Source organism: Corynebacterium sp. KPL1824 (assembly GCF_000478095.1).
GTDB classification, from domain to species: Bacteria; Actinomycetota; Actinomycetes; order Mycobacteriales; family Mycobacteriaceae; genus Corynebacterium; species Corynebacterium accolens.
In genome coordinates, this window is the sequence record NZ_KI515750.1 from 357,962 (window position 1) to 376,015 (window position 18,054).

Here is an 18,054-nt window from a genome sequence, read left to right on the forward strand (position 1 = left end):
CCCCAAGCCGAAGGCGTTTTAGCGCTCCAGCTTCAGCGTCTTCTGGGTGTATTCCCACATCTCGTTGTAGAAGTCCTCATCATTGGCCAGCTTCATGCCGTAGGACGGGACCATCTCGCGAATCTTATCGCTCCAGTCAATCATGCGCTCGCCAAAGCAACGCTCCAGTAGCTCCAGCATGACGGCTGGGGCAATGGAAGCACCCGGGGAGGCACCGAGCAGGCCGGCAATATTGCCTTCCTGGTTATTGACCAGTGCGGTACCAAACTCGAGGGAGCCAAAGCGCGGTGCACCAGCAGGCTTGATGACCTGTACGCGCTGGCCGGCAATCACGGTCTCCCAGTCGCTTTCCTTCGCATTTGGTACGTATTCGCGGAGGGAATCAACGCGGTCGGAGAAGTCCTTGCGCACCTCATCGATGAGGTACTTGGTCAGGCCGAATTCCTGTACCGCAACGCCCAGGTAGGAGGTGATATTATCCGGGCGGATGGACTTGAAAAGATCCAGGTAGGAACCCTTCTTCAAGAACTTCGGGCTCCAGCCGCCGTACGGGCCAAACAGCAGGCCTTTCTCGCCGTCGATAACGCGGGTATCCAGGTGCGGCACGGACATCGGAGGAGCACCGACTGCTGCCTTACCGTAAACCTTGGCCTGGTGCTGCTCAATGAGCTCCGGGTTCTTGGCGCGCAGCCACAGACCGGAAATGGGGAATCCGGCGTAGCCAGCTACTTCCTTCACCTTTGCCTTGCGGAGCAGATCCAGGGCGTAGCCGCCGGCACCGACGAAGACGAACTTCGCCTTCACCACGGTGATATCGCCGGTGTGCTTATTTTTGGAATAGACCTTCCAGTCATTTCCGTCGCGGTCGATATCGAAGACCTCGTGGCCGTAGCGGATCTCCGTTCCAGATGCGCGCGCCGCGGTCAGGAACTGCTTGGCCAGGGCGCCGAAGTTCACGTCGGTGCCGACTTCGGTCCAAGAGATAGCGACCTTATTGGAAAAGTCGCGGCCGTCCGCCATGAGCGGCAGCTTCTCCGCAAAGGTGGATTCATCATCAGAGAACTGCATGCCGGGGAACATGTGCTTTTCGCTCAGTACCTCGTAGCGGCGCTTCAGGTAGTCCGCCTGGATTTCGCCTTGGGCGAAGGAGACGTGCGGGACTGGGTTGATGAACTCACTAGGTTCAGTCAGGATGCCGTTGTTGAGCTGGTGGGACCAGAACTGGCGCGACTTCTGGAACTTCTCGTTAGTTGCAATCGCCTTAGAGATATCGATGCGGCCGTTCTTTTCTGGCGTGTAGTTGAGCTCGCACAGGGCGGAGTGACCGGTACCGGCGTTATTCCACGGAGAGGAGGATTCCAGGGCGGGGCCATCAAGGCGCTCAAAGATCATCTGGGTCCAGCTCGGCTCCAACTCGCGGAGCATAGCGCCCAGGGTGGCGCTCATGATGCCGGCACCGACCAGTGCGACATCGACCTCATCTACAACTTGTGCTGTCTTCTTTGCTGAGGACACTGTGTTATAACCTCTTCGAATTGAAAATTTATATACATCGGCGCATTCTGCACCATATATTTTAAGCGCTTTGCGCCCCACACCGCGACTGTTGTGCACAGCCAACCTGCCGATGTGTCACGCATTAACGCCTTACCTTACGCTTTTCTTTTCTCGATTGGTTTTTCTCCCCCACCCTGGTCACCACAATATGTGGCGACCTGTTATACACTTCACATTTCACCGAAATAATCGCAGGTCACGCAGCTACCATAGTAAAGCCCCGCAGTTGACTAGACTCGTGTCATGGCTACAGCAACTCCGTCATGGGGGCCCGATATCCTCGGCCCCGATTTTCAATCAGCCACCCTCAACCTCGGCCCCGATCCTGATGGCGAGGGCGACGTTGTCACCACCCTCGTCCGCTATGCACCAGGCTCGGCTGCAGGCTCCACGGATTCGGGCCCCGCCGATTCTTCTTCGCCTTACCCCACTTCCCGCCCGGCCTTGGTATGGCTGCACGGGATGACTGACTACTTCTTCCACACGCACGTCGCACAGCACTTCGCGGCACAAGGCTATGACTTTTACGCGGTCGATCTCCGCAAATGCGGCCGCTCGCACCGCCCGGGCCAAGCCTGGCACTACGTTTCGGACTTGTCCTTATATAACGCGGATCTTTCCGCAGCCCTCGATGCCATTACAAACGACGAAGTAATCGTTATCGCCCACTCCACCGGTGGCCTGATTGCGCCGCTGTGGATGGACTTTCTACGCCGCCATGACGCGGAGCGCTTCTCCCGCCTGAAAGGCCTCATCCTCAATAGCCCCTGGCTGGACATGATGGGCGTTCCCGGCTGGGCCGTATCAGCGCTGAAGCCGGCGATATATTCCACCGCCAAGATCGCACCCAAGATCGCCTTGCCTGGCGGCAACCTCACCGCCTATGGCGAATCGGTGCACAGTGACTTCTACGGCGAGTGGGACTACGACCTCAGCCTGAAACCATTAGCCGGGCATAAGAAATATATAGGCTGGCTGGCCGCCGTCTTCCACGGTTTCGACGCCATTCACAGCGGCCGCATTAATGCCGGGGTCCCCGTATTGACGCTGCAATCTACCCGCTCGCTATTGGGAACGCCCTACTGCGATGCGGTCAATCATGCCGATTGCATCATCGATGTCGCACAGACCCGACGGTGGGCAAAAGAGCTCAATGCGCACTACTCGCTGCGTTCCATCGAAGGTGCGCGCCACGATGTCTTTTTATCCCTCTCCGGCCCCCTAGCGGAGGCGTTCGCAGCGTGCGATGCCTGGCTTCCCACCATCGTGGAAGCGCCCACACCAGCATAAATACCCGAATTGGACACATGGATTAAGGTATTGATATGACCACAATTGATACAGCAAATACTCCGGCCGCTGAGGAACACTACGACCTCATCATCATCGGCACCGGTTCCGGCAACTCCATTGCCAACCGCGATTTTCACGATAAGAAAATTGCCATTATTGAAAAGGGCCGCTTCGGTGGCACCTGCCTGAATGTCGGCTGCATCCCCACCAAGATGTACGTCTACGCAGCCGATGTCGCCCTCGCCGCCCGCGAAGGCGAGCGCCTTGGCATTGATGCCCAGGTCAACGACGTGGAGTGGAACTCCATTGTGGAGCGCGTCTTCCACAACCGCATTGACCAGATCGCCCAAAGCGGCGAGGACTACCGTCGCGGCGACAAGACCCCGAATATCACCGTCTACGACGAGCACGCTCGCTTCGTCGGCCCTAAGACCATCCAGACCGGCGACCACGTCATCAGCGCCGATCAGATCGTTGTTGCTACTGGCTCCCGCCCGGTAATCCCTGAGGTCTACGCCAATTCCGGTGTGAAGTACTACACCAACGAAGACATCATGCGGATGGATCGCCAACCAGAAAGCCTGATCATCGTCGGCGGCGGCTATATCGCTATGGAATTTGCCCACGTCTTCGATGGCCTCGGCACCAAGGTCACCGTGGTCAACCGCAGCGAGACCCTGCTGCGCCACCTCGATTCCGATATCTCCTCGCGCTTTAACGAAATTGCCCGCGAGCGTTTCGATGTGCGAATTGCTAACGGCACCAAGCTGGAAGAAACCGACAAGGGCGTAAAGCTGGAGCTCGATAATGGCGAGAGCCTCGAAGCAGACGCCATCCTGGTAGCCACCGGCCGCAAGCCAAATGGCGATCTCATGGATGTGGACAAGGCCGGCATCAAGCTGCTGGACAATGGCCGCATTTCCACCGATGCGCATGGCCTCACGGATGCAGAAGGCGTCTGGGCGCTTGGCGATGTCTCTTCGCCCTACATGCTCAAGCACGTCGCCAACGCCGAAGCCCGCACCATCCAGCACAACCTGCTCCACCCGGAGGATCTGCAGGAGCTTCCGCACGACAACGTTCCTGCCGCCATCTTCACCCACCCGCAGATCGCCTCTGTGGGCTTGAAGGAAGAAGAAGCGCGGGAGCAGGGCTTCGATATCACCGTGAAGATTCAAAACTTCGGCGACGTGGCCTACGGCTGGGCCATGGAAGATACCACCGGTATTTGCAAGCTGATTGCGGACCGCAAGACGGGCCAGCTCTTGGGCGCCCACCTAATGGGCCCGCAGGCCTCCACCCTGATCCAGCAGCTGATTACGGTGATGGCCTACGAGATCGACCTGCGCGACTTTGCCCGCAAGCAGTACTGGATCCACCCAGCCCTGCCAGAGGTCGTAGAAAACGCCCTCTTGGGCCTCGAATGGGACTAAGGCACATATCTAAGGCTCCATAACAAAAGCCGCCTCCCCGGGCCACGCGCTAAGATTCGTGCGCAGTGGTTAAGGAGGCGGCTTTCGCCGTTCCTAGGCCTTGAAGAAGGGCCCTAGCGATTAATCCTCATCTGGGATGGTCAGGATTTCATTGCCATCATCGGTGATGACCAAGGTGTGCTCGAACTGGGCGGTGAACTTGCCATCACGGTTCTGCACGGTCCAGTCATCGTCCCAAATATCGTAATCCAGCGAACCCAGGTTAATCATCGGCTCTACCGTCAAGGTCATGCCCGGTTCCAAGATATCGCGGTACGTGGTGGAATCGTGGTGCAAGACCACCAACCCATTGTGGAAGGTGGGTCCTACGCCGTGGCCGGTGAAATCGCGCACGACGTTATAACCAAAGCGCTTGGCATATGACTCGATAACGCGGCCGATAACGTTGATCTCGCGGCCAGGCTTTGCGGCCTTAATGCCGCGCATCGTGGCTTCTTTGGTGCGCTCTACTAAAAGGCGGTGCTCCTCTGATACGTCACCTGCCAAGAAGGTGGCGTTATTATCGCCGTGCACGCCGTTTTTATAAGCGGTGACATCGATATTGACGATGTCACCTTCTTCAATCACGGTGGTATCCGGAATGCCGTGGCAGACAATTTCATTCAGCGAAACGCAGCTGCCTTTGGGAAATCCCCGGTATCCCAAGGTAGATGGGTACGCACCGTGGTCACACATATACTCGTGCGCCACGCGGTCGACCTCATCCGTCGTCACGCCAGGCTTTACGGCCTTGCCGGCTTCCTTCAGCGCGTTGGCCGCGATCTTGCAGGCCTCCCGCATCTTCTCAATCACTTCGGGGGACTGCACAAAAGGCTCACCGATGGCCTCTTGTACCTCGTCTTTCCACACATATTCCGGGCGCTCGATATCTTCTGGCACCGGCCGGATGGGGGTTGGTTTACCTGGCTTCAATTTTCCACGAGTACTCATAATTGCCCATGGTAGTCCTCATTCCGGCTCACGCAGTATCGGGGTGGCCAGTCAGTGTCCGCGGCTTACTCGACCTTGGGGGCCGGGCCATCATTGGGGCGCGAGCGGTAATCATCCAGCTTCCGCAGGAAGTTATCGGTAATAGCTACCGAGGATTCGGAGCCGCCGCCCAATACGATGAGCGTGGCAAAGGCGATATCGTCTTCTTCCCGGTAGCCGGTAAACCACGCGTGCGAGCCTTCATTGATCTCGGCCTCACCAGTCTTGCCGTAAATCGTTCCGCCCGCCTGCATCCCACGGGCGGTACCGCTGGTGACCACCTGGCGCATCATGCCGCGCACGTTATTCAGCACGTGGTCTGGAATCGGCGCCGACTTATCCGAGGCCTTGGTCTCGCGGCCCTCAATAAGGGTGGGCGTTGGGGTCTTTCCCGCTGCCACAGAGGCCGAAACCATAGCCATGCCGAACGGGCTGGCAAGGTCGTAGCCCTGGCCGTAGCCGGCCTCGGTGCGCTCCAAAACTTCCTTGCCCTCCGGAATCGAGCCGGTCGTGGTGGTCAGCCCGGGGATTTCATAATCCACCCCGAAGCCAAACTTTTTGCCAGTTTCCTTCAATTCACCGGGTGCCAGCTTGGTGGAAATATCGGCGAAGGTGGTGTTGCACGATTGCGCGAAGGCCTGGCTTAACGGCACATTGCCGAGCGAAAACGCGTTGTAGTTGGTCACCACGCGGCCATAAATATCCATCGTGCCAGGGCACGGAACGATGGTATCCGTGGTCAGGTTTTGTTTTTCTACACCCGCAGCGGCGGTAAGGATCTTGAAAACCGAGCCGGGTGGGTATTGGCCTTGCAAGGCGACGTCGCCGTCCTCGTCCGCCTTTTCGGTCTGCGCTACGGCCAGGATATCGCCGTTAGAAGGCCGGATGGCAACCAGCATGGCCTGGGCGTCCGAGCGCTGATTCACCGCTTCTTGGGCCGCGCGTTGGACGTCATAATCCAAGCCAACCTTGATGGAGGGGGCGGCCTCGGGCGCATGCTTTTCGACATCGGAAAGCGCCGCACCATTCTCATTGACGACGGCGATGGACCAGCCGGTCTCGCCGTCGAGCTCGTCATTGACGGCCGAGCGCACGCGCGATAAGAGATCGGGCGCAAGACCACGGTCCCGGGTCACCAGCGCGGGCTCTTCATTAATACGGACGCCGTCCATCCCCTCCAGCTTGGCGCGGATGACGGACTCCTGCTCTTCTGTATAAAGCCCCACCGAATAGGCGGAATCTGCCTTTTCAAGCTTTTCGGCGAGCTCCTTGGCGTCTACCTCCGCGATTGAGTCGTCCTCGCGGTGCGCTGCAGCCAGGGCGCTGCTGACCTTGGAGGCCGTGGGGCGGACATCGGAAAGCGAGCTCGTATCCACGATGACGCGGTAATTCAGCCCGGGGCTCATCAGCTCCACCCCGTTGGAGGAAACGACGCTGGCGCGCGTGGCTTCCAAGGCGCGCAGCTCCAAATGCTGGTGCGCGCCCAGGTCCGGGTGAATAATGCTGGGCTTCCACCGCACCGTCCACTCGTCTTCGGCCTTGGTCAAGGTCATCTGCGTGGTATAGCTCAAGCTGCGATCCTTGGGCAGATCCCAGGTGACCTTATAATCCGCCGTGGCCACGGTTTCGTCCTGTTTTACCCCCTCGAGCTCAATATCGAGGCCCTCTGCCTGCAAGCCCGAGTACGTAGCATCGAGGGCCTGCGTGGCGTCATCGGGGGAATCCGTAAGCTCAGCCAAGCCCTCGTTATTTCGGCTCTCCATGCCTTCAATGAACTCTTCTGCCACCGGCTCGGCGGATACGGGCTTAGGGGTGCAAGCAACCACACCAGTTGCGCTAAGCGAGACCGTAGCAACCAGTGCGAATAACTTCTTCATGCTTTGGCACATTAGCAGCGCACGCAGCAAAAAAGACTGCCCCACACCGAGGTGCAGGGCAGTCTATTAATAATTAGCGTAGAGGCGCGCGGCTTACTGCGTCACGCGGACATCGGCCTTAGCGCCGTCCACGGCTTCGAGGCCTTCCTCATCCGCAATGCGCATTGCCTCTTCAATGAGGGTTTCCACGATCTTGTCCTCCGGCACGGTGCGCACCACTTCGCCCTTGACGAAGATCTGGCCCTTGCCGTTACCGGATGCCACGCCCAAGTCTGCGTCGCGGGCCTCGCCCGGCCCGTTGACGACGCAGCCCATGACGGCAACGCGGATGGGAAATTCCATGCCCTCGAGGCCTGCGGTAACTTCTTCCGCCAGCTTGTACACGTCCACCTGCGCGCGGCCACACGACGGGCAGGAGACGATTTCCAGCTTGCGCGGGCGCAAGTTGAAGGACTGCAGAATCTGGTCTCCCACCTTGACCTCTTCTTCCGGCGGGGCGGAGAGCGAAACGCGAATCGTATCGCCGATGCCTTCTGCCAAAAGGGCGCCAAAGGCGACGGAGGACTTAATGGTGCCCATGAACTTCGGGCCGGCTTCCGTCACGCCCAAGTGCAGCGGGTAATCAGTCTGCGCGGCCAGCTGGCGGTAGGCCTCCACCATCAGCACGGGGTCAGAGTGCTTGACGGAAATGGCGATGTCACCAAAGCCGTGCTCCTCAAACAGGCTAGCTTCCCACATAGCGGACTCAACGAGTGCCTCTGGGGTGGCCTTGCCGTACTTTTCTAGCAGGCGCTTATCCAGCGAACCGCCATTGACGCCGATGCGGATGGGAATCCCCGCATCGCCCGCGGCCTTGGCTACTTCCTTAACGCGCCCATCGAACTCACGGATATTGCCTGGGTTAACGCGAATCGCCGCACAACCGGCATCGATGGCTTGGAAGATGTACTTGGGCTGGAAGTGGATATCCGCGATGACCGGGATCGGGGACTTCTTGGCGATGGTCGGCAGAGCCTCCGCATCCACCGGCTTAGGGCAGGCCACGCGCACGATATCGCAGCCAGAGGCAGTAAGCTGTGCGATTTGCTGCAGGGTGCCGTTGATGTCATGGGTCTTGGTATTGGTCATCGACTGCACCGAAATTGGGTAGTCAGAACCAACGCCCACCGGGCCTACGTGCAATTGCCGCGTCTTCCGGCGCGGGTGCAATACTGGCGGAGGCCCGTCAGGAATTCCTAGACCGATAGGACTAGACATGAATGCTCCTTATTTCTAGCTCGTGGCTCGTTGCTAAACGTTATTGCACAATAAGTGTTGAACGTCCCCACTCTAGCACTAGATGGTTAAGCGCTAAAGTTCCCGCTCGCGCTGCAAATGTGCACTATACGTTGAGCTCTCCACCCACTTCCCGCGGCGGGCGCGGGAAGGGCAAACCTAGCCAAATAGCCTGATCGGGTTAACCACATCCGCGATGATGATAACGACGCCAAGCCCCATGAGCAGGGCCGCCATCACATAGGTGATGGGCATTAGCCTGGTGTAATCGGCAGGACCCAGCGGCTGCTTGCCCATCAGCTTGCGGATGCCATCGCGGATCTTCTCGTACAAGATGACCGCGATATGGCCGCCGTCAAAGGGCGGCAGCGGAATGAGGTTAAACAGGGCGAGGAAGAAGTTCAGCGTCGCCAGCATCATGAAGAACGATGCCCACAGGGAGCGCTCTACGAGTTCGCCGCCAACCCGCGATGCACCGACGACAGACATCGGCCCATTGACATCCCGCTCGTGGCCAAAGATGGAGGCCACCACTCCCGGTACCTTAGCGGGGAATTGCTTGATTCCCTCCACCGTGGCCTCGAGCGAATAGGTGGTGAAATGCCAGGTTGCAGGAAGAGCTTGCGTTGCTGAGTACTTCTCGACGATGTCGAGGACCTCATTGCTCAGCCCGATCGAACCGGCATCGACCAATTCGCCCTGTTGATTCAGGCGCTTGACCGTTTCTAGCTCAATGGAGAAATCTTTTTCCTCACCGCCGCGCTCTACGGTAAGCGTCACGGTCTCGCCGGGGCGCTGCATGACCTCATCGCGCAATTGCGTAAAGGAATCCAAGTGCTCGCCATCGAGTGCGAGAATGATATCGCCTTCCTGGACACCGGCCTTACCAGCGGGCCCGTTCCCGGTGCACGATTCCAGCTCCTGGTTTTCTTTTTGGTCAGCGGTGCAGGTTACCTCCCCCACCCGCGGGCGCACATCGGCATCTGGGTTGGGAAGTCCCGCAGTCATCGCCACAAAATACAAGATGACAAAGCCAAGGATCAGGTTGACGCCGATACCGCCTGCGAGGACGATGATGCGCTGCCACCATGGCTTTTTATACATCGCATAGGGCTTTTCTTCCTCCGTGAGGAATTCATCCTGCGCGGTCATCCCGGCGATATCGCAAAATCCACCCACCGGGAACGCGGCAAGGCCGTATTCGGTATGCCCCTTGCGGAAGGAGAAAACGCGCGGGCCAAAGCCAATGAAATACCGGCGCACCCGCATGCCAAAGGCGCGGGCAGTAAACATATGCCCCGCCTCATGGAGTGCCACGGTCAGCCCGATGCCAAGGGCGAAAAACACTATGCCCAGCAAATTTGCCATTAAAGAAAGCTTTCTAGTCAGCTAAACGGTCAATGCGCGCATTCGCGCGCCTGCGAGCCTCGCCTTCTACGGCGAGGATTTCATCGAGGGTAGAGACTACACCAGCAAACTGGGAAGACTCCCCGAGGATCTCGCCTACAACATCAACAATCTCTGGGAAGTGGATGCGACCAGACAAGAAGGCCGCCGCGGCCTCTTCATTGGCAGCGTTATAAATCACGCCAGTGCCCTGCGCCGCGGCCTCGCGGGCGAGGGATACGGCGGGAAAAGAGACATCATCAAGCGGCTCAAAATTCCACGTATGCGCTTGGGAAAAATCAAGTGCCGGCTGCGCGCCTGGCACACGCTGGGGCCAATTCAGCGCCAGGGAGATGGGCAGCTTCATCGACGGCGGCGAGGCCTGGGCGATGGTGCAGCCATCTTTAAAGGTGGCCATCGAGTGAATGACCGACTGCGGGTGAACCGTGACATCGATGCGCTCTGGCTCAATATCAAAAAGCAGCGTCGCCTCAATGAGCTCGAGCCCCTTATTGATCAAGGTGGCGGAATTCAGCGTATTCATCTGCCCCATGGACCACGTGGGGTGCTGCGCGGCTTGCTGCGGGGTAACGTCCCACATCTGCTCACGCGTTTGGCCGCGGAAGGGACCGCCCGAGGCCGTGAGAACGAGCTTGGCCAGCTCGCCCTCTTCGCCCGCGCGCAGGCATTGCGCCATCGCAGAGTGCTCCGAATCCACGGGGATGATCTGGCCTGTCCGCGCGGATTTCGTGACCAGCGTGCCGCCAGCAACCAAGGACTCCTTATTCGCTAGCGCAAGGTACTCGCCCATGTCCAGCGTGGCTAAAGTAGCCTTAAGCCCGAGGGATCCCACTAGGGCATTGAGCACGGTATCGGCGGGAACCGAGCGCACCAGCTCTTCTGCAGCACCATCACCAGAAAGTACCGTGCCGCCTAAAGCCGCAGAAACCTCCGCAGCCGCGGCAGGCTGGGCAACGGCAATGTGGTCAAACGAAAGGTGGAAGCTTCGGGCCTGCTCAATGATCTGCTGCGGGTTAGAGCCGCCCGCGGCAATGCCCACGACCTCGAATTTATCGGGGTTATCCGCAATTACTTCTAATGCTTGCGTGCCAATAGAGCCGGTGGAGCCAAGGATAAGGATTCGCTGAGTAGTCACCCCTCTACCCTAGCGGTCATTTACCGCGCCCTGCTATGGGGTGGAACCGGTCAAGCAGGCGGGGGTGTTTAATCGCCTTTACAGCCACGATGTTTTAAAATAGGTGTCAGTCAAATGGCATTGGTGTGCCCCCTCGATTAATGGACACACGCGATAGCGAAGGAGAGCAAGTGTCTTCCCACAAGCCGGTACCGCAGGTTTATGACGGTGTTTCTACCGAAGATGTTCCATCCGCAGGCTTCGGTTGGTCCCGCATCAGCCGCTCTGGTGTGCAAATCGCGGGTTGGATCTCCGTGATCTTCATGATTGGTTTCAACTTTGGTAACCACAAGGGCCACGTGGAGACCGTCTGGCTCGTCGCCCTGACCGTCCTGTTGGTTGTGGGCCTGCTCATCTTCACCTTCGAGCCGAAGCTCAACCAGGTCCGCACCATCACCTCTAATAACAAGCCGGCCGACCACCTGGAGCGCGACTGGATTTATGACCAGAAGACCGTTTCTGGCGCCTACACCGAGTTGACCGACTCCCAGCTGCGCGCGTTGAATATCGAGCCTTCCCGCGTAGCCCACCTGCGCGTTGACTCCGCGTCCGACGCTGCCGAGGTAAGCTCCGGCAAGCACGCGCTGTAATCCTAGCTACGGAAAACCGCCGAGCCTCCTTATTGCGAGGGGCTCGGCGGTTTCGTGGTTTTACTGGGTGCATAACTGTACTGCGTTTGGCTGGGCCGCGTGTGTAAACGCGGCATGCACCAACGAGAAAACCACCTAAGCACTTATTCAAAAATGCTTAGGTGGCTGTGCGGCAGCGGACTCTTAGGCCGACATGTCTTCTCGTTCATCGGCGGCAAGCTGGCCACAGGCTGCCGCGATTTCATCGCCCTTGGTATCGCGCACGGTGCACGGCACTCCCTGTGCCTGGACGCGGCGCACGAATTCATTAAGCCGCGCCTTGGGGGCTGCATCCCATTCCGAGCCCGGCGTCGGGTTGAGCGGGATCACGTTGACGTGCACCTTGGAGCCGAGCTTCTGGTGCAGCTTGCGGCCCAGGATATCGGCGCGGAAATCTTGGTCATTCTTATCCCGAATAAGGGCGTACTCGATAGACACGCGGCGGGCGGATTTATCGGCGTAGTATCGTGCTGCGTCGAGGACCTCATCGACGGACCAGCGGTTATTTACCGGAACCAGGCTATCGCGCAGCTCATCATCCGGGGTGTGCAGCGAAACCGCAAGTGTGCAGGCAAGGTCTTCGTCCGCGAGCTTGCGGATGGCAGGTGCCAAGCCCACGGTGGATACGGTCACATTGCGCTGTGAGAGCCCAAAGCCCGTTCCATCTTGGCCGGTAATCTGGCGCACCGCCTGGACCACGCGCTTGTAGTTTGCCAGCGGCTCGCCCATGCCCATGAAGACCACATTGGACAAGCGTCCGCCTTCGGCCGCCATCGCCGCGGCTGCATGGCGGAACTGCTCGACGATTTCGCCGGTAGAAAGGTTGCGGTCTAGTCCGCCCTGGCCGGTAGCACAGAACGGGCAGGCCATTCCGCAGCCGGCCTGGGAAGAAATGCACAAGGTAGCGCGGCCGGGATAGCGCATCAGTACGGACTCCAATAAGGTGCCGTCGTGCAAGCGCCACAAGGACTTGGTGGTTTCCCCATCGTCGGTAGAAGTCGTACGAATAGGCTTCATGAGCTCAGGGAAGAAGGCCTCCTTGACCTCCTCGCGCTTGCCGGCGGGGATATCTGTCATCTCTTCGACGTCGTCGGTGAGATGCTCGTAGTAGTGCTTGGCAATTTGCTTAGCACGGAATTTAGGTAGGCCAATTTCTGCGAGCTTATCGATGCGCTCGCTTTCAGAGAGATCCGCAAAGTGCTTGGGCGGCAGACCGCGCCGCGGCGCGGAGAAGTTAAGTTTTACTGGTTGAGCCATAATAACGCCCATCTTTCCACGGTTTACCGGTACTTTTCCAATTGGGAAGGCCTCAATTTATAGCCAAGTGGAATTTTGGAAGGGTTTACAGAAATAATGGACATATGACCACTCCGAAATACCCCGAAGATGACTTTTCCGCTTCCGATGATGAGGCCACCGCGGCAAGCGATAATGCCGCTTTGGCCGAAACCGGAAGCAAGGAAGTCTCCACCGATGCCGGCGCCGGCACCACCGAGCCCGCTGCCGCACCACAAAAAGCCCAAGGTTCGTTCGCCGCTAGCACCTGGGCAGCGCTCATTGTCGGTTTCCTCTTGCTAATCGTGTTGATCATCTTCATCATGCAAAACCAGCAAGAAGTGCCGATGAACTTCCTGGGCTGGTCGGGGCAGTTCCCAGCGGGCATTGCCTACCTGATGTTTACCATCGGCGGCGCGCTCATCATGGCGCTAGTAGGTGTGTGGCGCATGCTTGAATTGCGCCGCCAATTGCGCAAGCAGGCCGAAGGCTAAAAGAGCTCTACTGCCGCCCTCCTCCCTGCTCCGAGATTTTTCGGTGACGAAGCGGGAAGCGGGCGGTTTATGCGCAGCACCCTTATACGCGGTGGCTGCAACCCGGTTTAGACCGCGAAGTTTGCCATGAGGCTCATGGCCACCCAGGTAACCATGGCAGAGGGAAGCATGCCATCAAGGCGGTCCATCAAACCACCATGCCCGGGGAGGATGTGGGACATATCTTTAATGCCCAGCTCTCGCTTAAATTGCGATTCCACCAAGTCACCCAATGAGGCGCAAATAACAAGGCCGAGCCCCATCAAGGCGCCGATCCACGCCGAATGGTGCAAGAGGAAATGGACGGACACCGCACCAACGATGACACCGAAGCCAATGGAGCCGCAAAAGCCCTCCCACGATTTCTTCGGGCTCACGGCCGGTGCCATGGGGTGGGAGCCAAACATCACGCCGACGATATAGCCGCCCGTATCGGAGGCGACCACGCACAGCATGAAGACCACGATGGAAGCGGCGCCGCTGGCCACCGGGGTAGAAATCAACGACAGCATCGCTGCAAAAGTCGCGAAAAGCGGAATCCACGTGAGCACGAAAATGCCGACGGACATGTCCCGCAGGTAATTGATGGGAGGGCGATGCCGCCCGTTATGGAAAAGCCTGCCGAACATCAAAATGAGTACGGCGGTGACGTAGACGGCCACGAGGCCGGGCGCGCCAAGCGGCCAGGAAATCCACACCATGGCCTGGCCCAAGATGATTAACAGCGTGCGCGGGATATAGTATGAATTCTCCCGCAAGCGGGTAAGAACTTCCCACATGGCCCCGCCGACTGCGACGGCAACCACCGCATACCAGGCCAAGGGGCCAGCCCACACGGCGAGGACAACGAGGGCGCCGAGCCCCACGCCTACTCCAATAGCCGCCGGCAAGTCACGGCCTGGGCCATTTTTCGGCTGCGGCAATCGGCGGTTCAAGGCGTCACTCACCGTGACCGGCTCCTTTCACTTGACGTTGTATGCGCGTCGCGGGGCTTATCTATTTCCTATACAAAAATACTACGTACAGAAAAGCGCCGCCGGCCGAGGTGGGCGCGGCGGCAGTGGAAAAGACCTAGACCTCCATCAATTCGGATTCCTTGTTTTCCACCAGCTTGTCAACCTGCTCGACATAGCCAGCGGTAATCTTTTCCATTTCCTTTTCTGCGGCAAGGACCTCATCCTCGCCTTCTTCGCCATCCTTTTGAAGCTTCTTCAGCTGTTCCATGGCCTTGCGGCGGATATTGCGGATGGCAATCTTGCCGTCTTCGCCCTTACTCTTGGCCAGCTTGACCATTTCCTTACGGCGTTCCTCGGTCAACTGCGGAACGGTCACGCGCAAAACGTGGCCATCGTTGGTGGGGTTAACACCCAAATCCGAGTTGCGGATGGAGTTTTCAATCTCTTGGATCATGGACTGCTCGTAGGGCTTGATGAGCAACATGCGCGGCTCTGGCACGGAGATGGTAGCCATCTGAGTAATCGGGGTCGGCGCACCGTAGTATTCCGCGATGAGTCCGTTGAACATCGCCGGGTTCGCGCGGCCGGTGCGAATGGTCACCAGCTGCTCGCGGGTGTGCTCGACGGAAGCGGTCATGTGTTCTTCGGCTTCGAGCTGAATGTCATCGATCATGAGGCTGAATCATCCTTCAACGTTGAGGGGTAGCTGTATAAAAGGTAGCAGGTTCTGTGCCGTTTTAGAATTAGGACTGCACCAGCGTGCCGATAACCTGGCCGCTTGCGGCGCGGGCAATATTCCCCTCTTCCAAGAGGTTGAAGACCAAGATCGGCATGTCATTGTCCATGCACAGGCTAAAGGCGGTTGCATCGGCTACCTTGAGTCCCTTTTCAATAACCTCGCGCGGAGTGATTCGGGTGTAGAGCTCCGCATCGGGGTTCGTGCGTGGGTCGTCGGAGTACACGCCATCAACACCCTTGGCCAGGAAGAGGACATCGGCGCCGATTTCCAGGGCGCGCTGCGCGGCGGTGGTATCCGTGGAAAAGTACGGCATGCCCATGCCGGCACCGAAGATAACGACGCGGCCCTTCTCAAGGTGGCGGTCAGCGCGCAGTGGCAGGTACGGCTCGGCGATTTGCGCCATGTTGATAGAGGTTTGCACGCGGCAATCAACGCCCTTTTGCTTCAAGAAGTCCTGCAGGGCCAACGAGTTCATGACCGTACCCAGCATTCCCATGTAGTCAGAGCGGGCGCGGTCCATGCCGCGCTGTGAAAGCTCTGCACCGCGGAAGAAGTTGCCGCCGCCGATCACCACGGCGATTTCGATGCCCTGCTCGGCCACTTCAGCGATTTGGCGAGCAACGTTATCGACAACGTCTGGGTCGATGCCAACCTTGCCGCCGCCAAACATTTCGCCGCCGAGTTTCAGCATTACTCGTTTGTATCCGGTTCGCTTCTCGTCTGCAGAAGTCACGCCTTCATCGTCTCCTTTTGCGCGGGCTGATTTATTTCTTTTCCATCTTACCTACACTGTCCCCGCTTCCCCACACCGCACCGCAGCCCGGCAGGCGCCCCTTCCCCATCGCCTCTAGACAGCAGAAAAGCCCACCGAGAGGGTGTACCTCCCGTGGGCTTTAAAGGCTAAAAAGCGGCTGAGGCTTAAGCGCCAACCTCGTAGCGGACGAAGCCGGTGATGGTGGTGCCGGCCTCTTCTGCAACCTGCTTAACGGTCTTCTTGTTATCGGACAAGGAAGCCTGCTCCAGCAGAACAACGGACTTGTAGAAGCCGTTCAGGCGGCCTTCCACGATCTTTGGAAGAGCAGCCTCAGGCTTGCCCTCCTCGCGAGTGGTGGCCTCAGCGATGGAGCGCTCCTTCTCGACGATCTCTGCAGGAACGTCTTCGCGCTTCAGGTACTCAGCGTTCATAGCTGCAATCTGCAGAGCGGCAGCGTGTGCGCCTTCCTTGTTACCTTCGTAGGAAACCAAGACACCGACTGCAGGAGGCAGGTCAGCGGAGCGCTGGTGCAGGTAGACAGCAACATTGTCGCCATCAACGGTGACTGCACGACGTGCCTGCAGCTTCTCACCGGTCTTTGCGGACTCCTGGTCAACGAACTCGGAGACCTTCTGGCCCTCGATCTCTACGTTGTTGAGTTCTTCCGGGGAGTTAGCCTTGGCTGCGGCTGCAGCTTCAACAATCTTCTTGGCGAAGGACTGGAAGCCCTCGTTCTTTGCCACGAAGTCGGTCTCGCAATTGATCTCAACCATGGTGTTGCCGGATACGGCAACGAGGCCCTCGGTAGCCTCGCGGTCAGCGCGCTTGGACACGTTCTTCGCACCCTTGATGCGCAGGAATTCAACGGCCTTGTCGTAGTCGCCGCCGTTTTCTTCCAGGGCCTTCTTGCAATCGAGCATGCCGGAGCCAGTTGCTTCGCGCAGTGCCTTCACGTCTGCAGCAGTGTAGTTCGCCATAGTTAGGGCGATCCTCCTTGAAAATCAGTCAGTGTTCGTTGAAACAGCGTAGCCGAAGAAACGGTCTCGCGCCGTCTTTGGGTGGGGGTATCTACCCCAGTTTCCTTCATCAATGCGATTGTACGGAGGCTAGTTTTAGCCGCCTCCAGCATAGATAAAAGTAACCCCCACCGCCGTAGCACACGGTGGTAGGGGTTAGGTAAACAGCCTTGTACAGGAATTATTCCCTAGCTGCCCCACACCAAGATGTGCGTGGGGTATTCAATTAAGTGCAGTTAAGAAAGAATCCTCACAAGAGGCAGGCCTACTGTGCAGGCTTGTCTGCGGGGGCTTCCTCAGCCTTTTCTGCAGAAGCAGGATCGGATGCGGCTGCAGCAGCCTCAGCATCGCGCTGTTCCTTCTCTGCGGAATCGCCGGCAGCTTCCTTAGCGGCTGCAAGCTGGCGCTCCTCGCGAGCCTTCTTGCCCTCTTCGACGGCGGAAGCCACGATGCCGGACAGCAGCTTGGTGGAACGGATTGCGTCATCGTTGCCTGGGATCGGGAAGTCAACGTCATCCGGGTCGCAGTTGGTGTCCAGGATGGCAACAACCGGGATGTTCAGCTTGTGGGCTTCCTTAACCGCGATGTGCTCCTTGTTGGTGTCAACAATCCACAGTGCGGACGGGGTCTTGGCCATCTCAGAGATGCCGCCCAGAACGCGCTCAAGCTTGGCGCGCTCGCGGTTGAGCATCAGAACTTCCTTCTTGGTGCGGCCCTTGTAGCCGTCCTCGCGCTCATCCATAGCCTGAAGTTCCTTCATGCGCTTCAGACGCTTGGACACGGTCTGGAAGTTGGTGAGCATGCCGCCCAACCAGCGGTGGTTGACATAAGGCATGCCGACGCGGGTTGCTTCTTCAGCAACTGCTTCCTGCGCCTGCTTCTTGGTGCCAACGAAAAGGATGGTGCCACCGTGAGCGACGGTTTCCTTAACGAACTCGTATGCCTCATCGATGTAGGTCAGCGTCTGCTGCAGGTCGATGATGTAGATGCCGTTACGGTCGGTGAAGATGAAACGACGCATCTTCGGGTTCCAGCGACGGGTCTGGTGGCCAAAGTGCACACCAGCGTCGAGGAGCTCGCGCATGGTTACAACTGCCATGATTCGCT

The 18,054-nt window shown here is 58.4% G+C and carries 16 protein-coding genes; 4 read left to right on the forward strand and 12 right to left on the reverse strand.

What is annotated here, in order from left to right; all coding sequences use genetic code 11:
* Positions 1-18: 18 nt before the first annotated feature.
* Positions 19-1,515: a malate dehydrogenase (quinone) gene (mqo, locus tag HMPREF1267_RS08005; RefSeq protein ID WP_005278731.1), complete on the reverse strand. Its 1,497-nt coding sequence runs from the start codon at positions 1,513-1,515 to the stop codon at positions 19-21.
* Positions 1,516-1,800: 285 nt separating this feature from the next.
* Between mqo and HMPREF1267_RS08010 the strand changes: the two genes are divergently transcribed.
* Both HMPREF1267_RS08010 and mtr read left to right on the forward strand, forming a co-directional pair.
* Complete coding sequence (locus tag HMPREF1267_RS08010; protein WP_023028912.1) at positions 1,801-2,847, forward strand: alpha/beta hydrolase; 1,047 nt, start codon at positions 1,801-1,803, stop codon at positions 2,845-2,847.
* A 35-nt stretch (positions 2,848-2,882) separates the two neighbouring features.
* Positions 2,883-4,283, forward strand: coding sequence for a mycothione reductase (mtr, locus tag HMPREF1267_RS08015; RefSeq protein WP_023028913.1), 1,401 nt, complete (start codon positions 2,883-2,885; stop codon positions 4,281-4,283).
* Positions 4,284-4,403: 120 nt separating this feature from the next.
* On the opposite strand, the gene map is transcribed toward mtr, so the two are convergent.
* The 5 genes from map to dxr form a co-directional block, all read right to left on the reverse strand.
* Entirely contained in the window at positions 4,404-5,273 is an 870-nt protein-coding gene (gene map, locus HMPREF1267_RS08020) for a type I methionyl aminopeptidase (RefSeq protein WP_005283598.1), read from the reverse strand.
* 65 nt (positions 5,274-5,338) lie between these two features.
* Positions 5,339-7,189 (reverse strand): penicillin-binding transpeptidase domain-containing protein, encoded by a 1,851-nt coding sequence (locus HMPREF1267_RS08025; protein WP_034667330.1) that lies wholly within the window; start codon positions 7,187-7,189, stop codon positions 5,339-5,341.
* Positions 7,190-7,282: 93 nt separating this feature from the next.
* Positions 7,283-8,446, reverse strand: a complete 1,164-nt coding sequence (gene ispG / locus HMPREF1267_RS08030) for a flavodoxin-dependent (E)-4-hydroxy-3-methylbut-2-enyl-diphosphate synthase (RefSeq protein ID WP_023017313.1) — start codon at positions 8,444-8,446, stop codon at positions 7,283-7,285.
* Between the two features lie 177 nt (positions 8,447-8,623).
* Positions 8,624-9,832 (reverse strand): RIP metalloprotease, encoded by a 1,209-nt coding sequence (locus HMPREF1267_RS08035; protein ID WP_023028915.1) that lies wholly within the window; start codon positions 9,830-9,832, stop codon positions 8,624-8,626.
* A 13-nt stretch (positions 9,833-9,845) separates the two neighbouring features.
* Positions 9,846-11,006 (reverse strand): 1-deoxy-D-xylulose-5-phosphate reductoisomerase, encoded by a 1,161-nt coding sequence (dxr, locus tag HMPREF1267_RS08040; protein ID WP_005278709.1) that lies wholly within the window; start codon positions 11,004-11,006, stop codon positions 9,846-9,848.
* Positions 11,007-11,146: 140 nt separating this feature from the next.
* Between dxr and HMPREF1267_RS08045 the strand changes: the two genes are divergently transcribed.
* Positions 11,147-11,635, forward strand: a complete 489-nt coding sequence (locus HMPREF1267_RS08045; RefSeq protein ID WP_005278706.1) for a DUF2631 domain-containing protein — start codon at positions 11,147-11,149, stop codon at positions 11,633-11,635.
* A gap of 183 nt (positions 11,636-11,818) precedes the next feature.
* Here the strand turns inward: HMPREF1267_RS08045 and rlmN are convergent, their stop codons facing one another.
* A complete protein-coding gene (rlmN, locus tag HMPREF1267_RS08050) occupies positions 11,819-12,931 on the reverse strand; it encodes a 23S rRNA (adenine(2503)-C(2))-methyltransferase RlmN (RefSeq protein ID WP_023028916.1) in 1,113 nt (370 codons plus the stop codon).
* A 104-nt stretch (positions 12,932-13,035) separates the two neighbouring features.
* Between rlmN and HMPREF1267_RS08055 the strand changes: the two genes are divergently transcribed.
* The gene (locus HMPREF1267_RS08055; protein WP_005278698.1) at positions 13,036-13,443 is read left to right on the forward strand and encodes a lipopolysaccharide assembly LapA domain-containing protein; all 408 of its coding nucleotides are present in this window, start codon (positions 13,036-13,038) and stop codon (positions 13,441-13,443) included.
* Positions 13,444-13,550: 107 nt separating this feature from the next.
* On the opposite strand, the gene HMPREF1267_RS08060 is transcribed toward HMPREF1267_RS08055, so the two are convergent.
* From HMPREF1267_RS08060 to rpsB, 5 genes are all read right to left on the reverse strand, one after another.
* Positions 13,551-14,429, reverse strand: coding sequence for a phosphatidate cytidylyltransferase (locus HMPREF1267_RS08060; protein ID WP_005283618.1), 879 nt, complete (start codon positions 14,427-14,429; stop codon positions 13,551-13,553).
* Positions 14,430-14,553: 124 nt separating this feature from the next.
* On the reverse strand, positions 14,554-15,111 hold the full coding sequence (frr, locus tag HMPREF1267_RS08065; RefSeq protein WP_005278690.1) for a ribosome recycling factor: 558 nt from the start codon (positions 15,109-15,111) through the stop codon (positions 14,554-14,556).
* Between the two features lie 70 nt (positions 15,112-15,181).
* On the reverse strand, positions 15,182-15,868 hold the full coding sequence (gene pyrH, locus HMPREF1267_RS08070) for a UMP kinase (protein WP_005278688.1): 687 nt from the start codon (positions 15,866-15,868) through the stop codon (positions 15,182-15,184).
* Between the two features lie 227 nt (positions 15,869-16,095).
* The gene (tsf, locus tag HMPREF1267_RS08075) at positions 16,096-16,908 is read right to left on the reverse strand and encodes a translation elongation factor Ts (protein ID WP_005283623.1); all 813 of its coding nucleotides are present in this window, start codon (positions 16,906-16,908) and stop codon (positions 16,096-16,098) included.
* A gap of 304 nt (positions 16,909-17,212) precedes the next feature.
* Positions 17,213-18,046 (reverse strand): 30S ribosomal protein S2, encoded by an 834-nt coding sequence (gene rpsB, locus HMPREF1267_RS08080; protein WP_005278684.1) that lies wholly within the window; start codon positions 18,044-18,046, stop codon positions 17,213-17,215.
* Positions 18,047-18,054 lie beyond the last annotated feature (8 nt).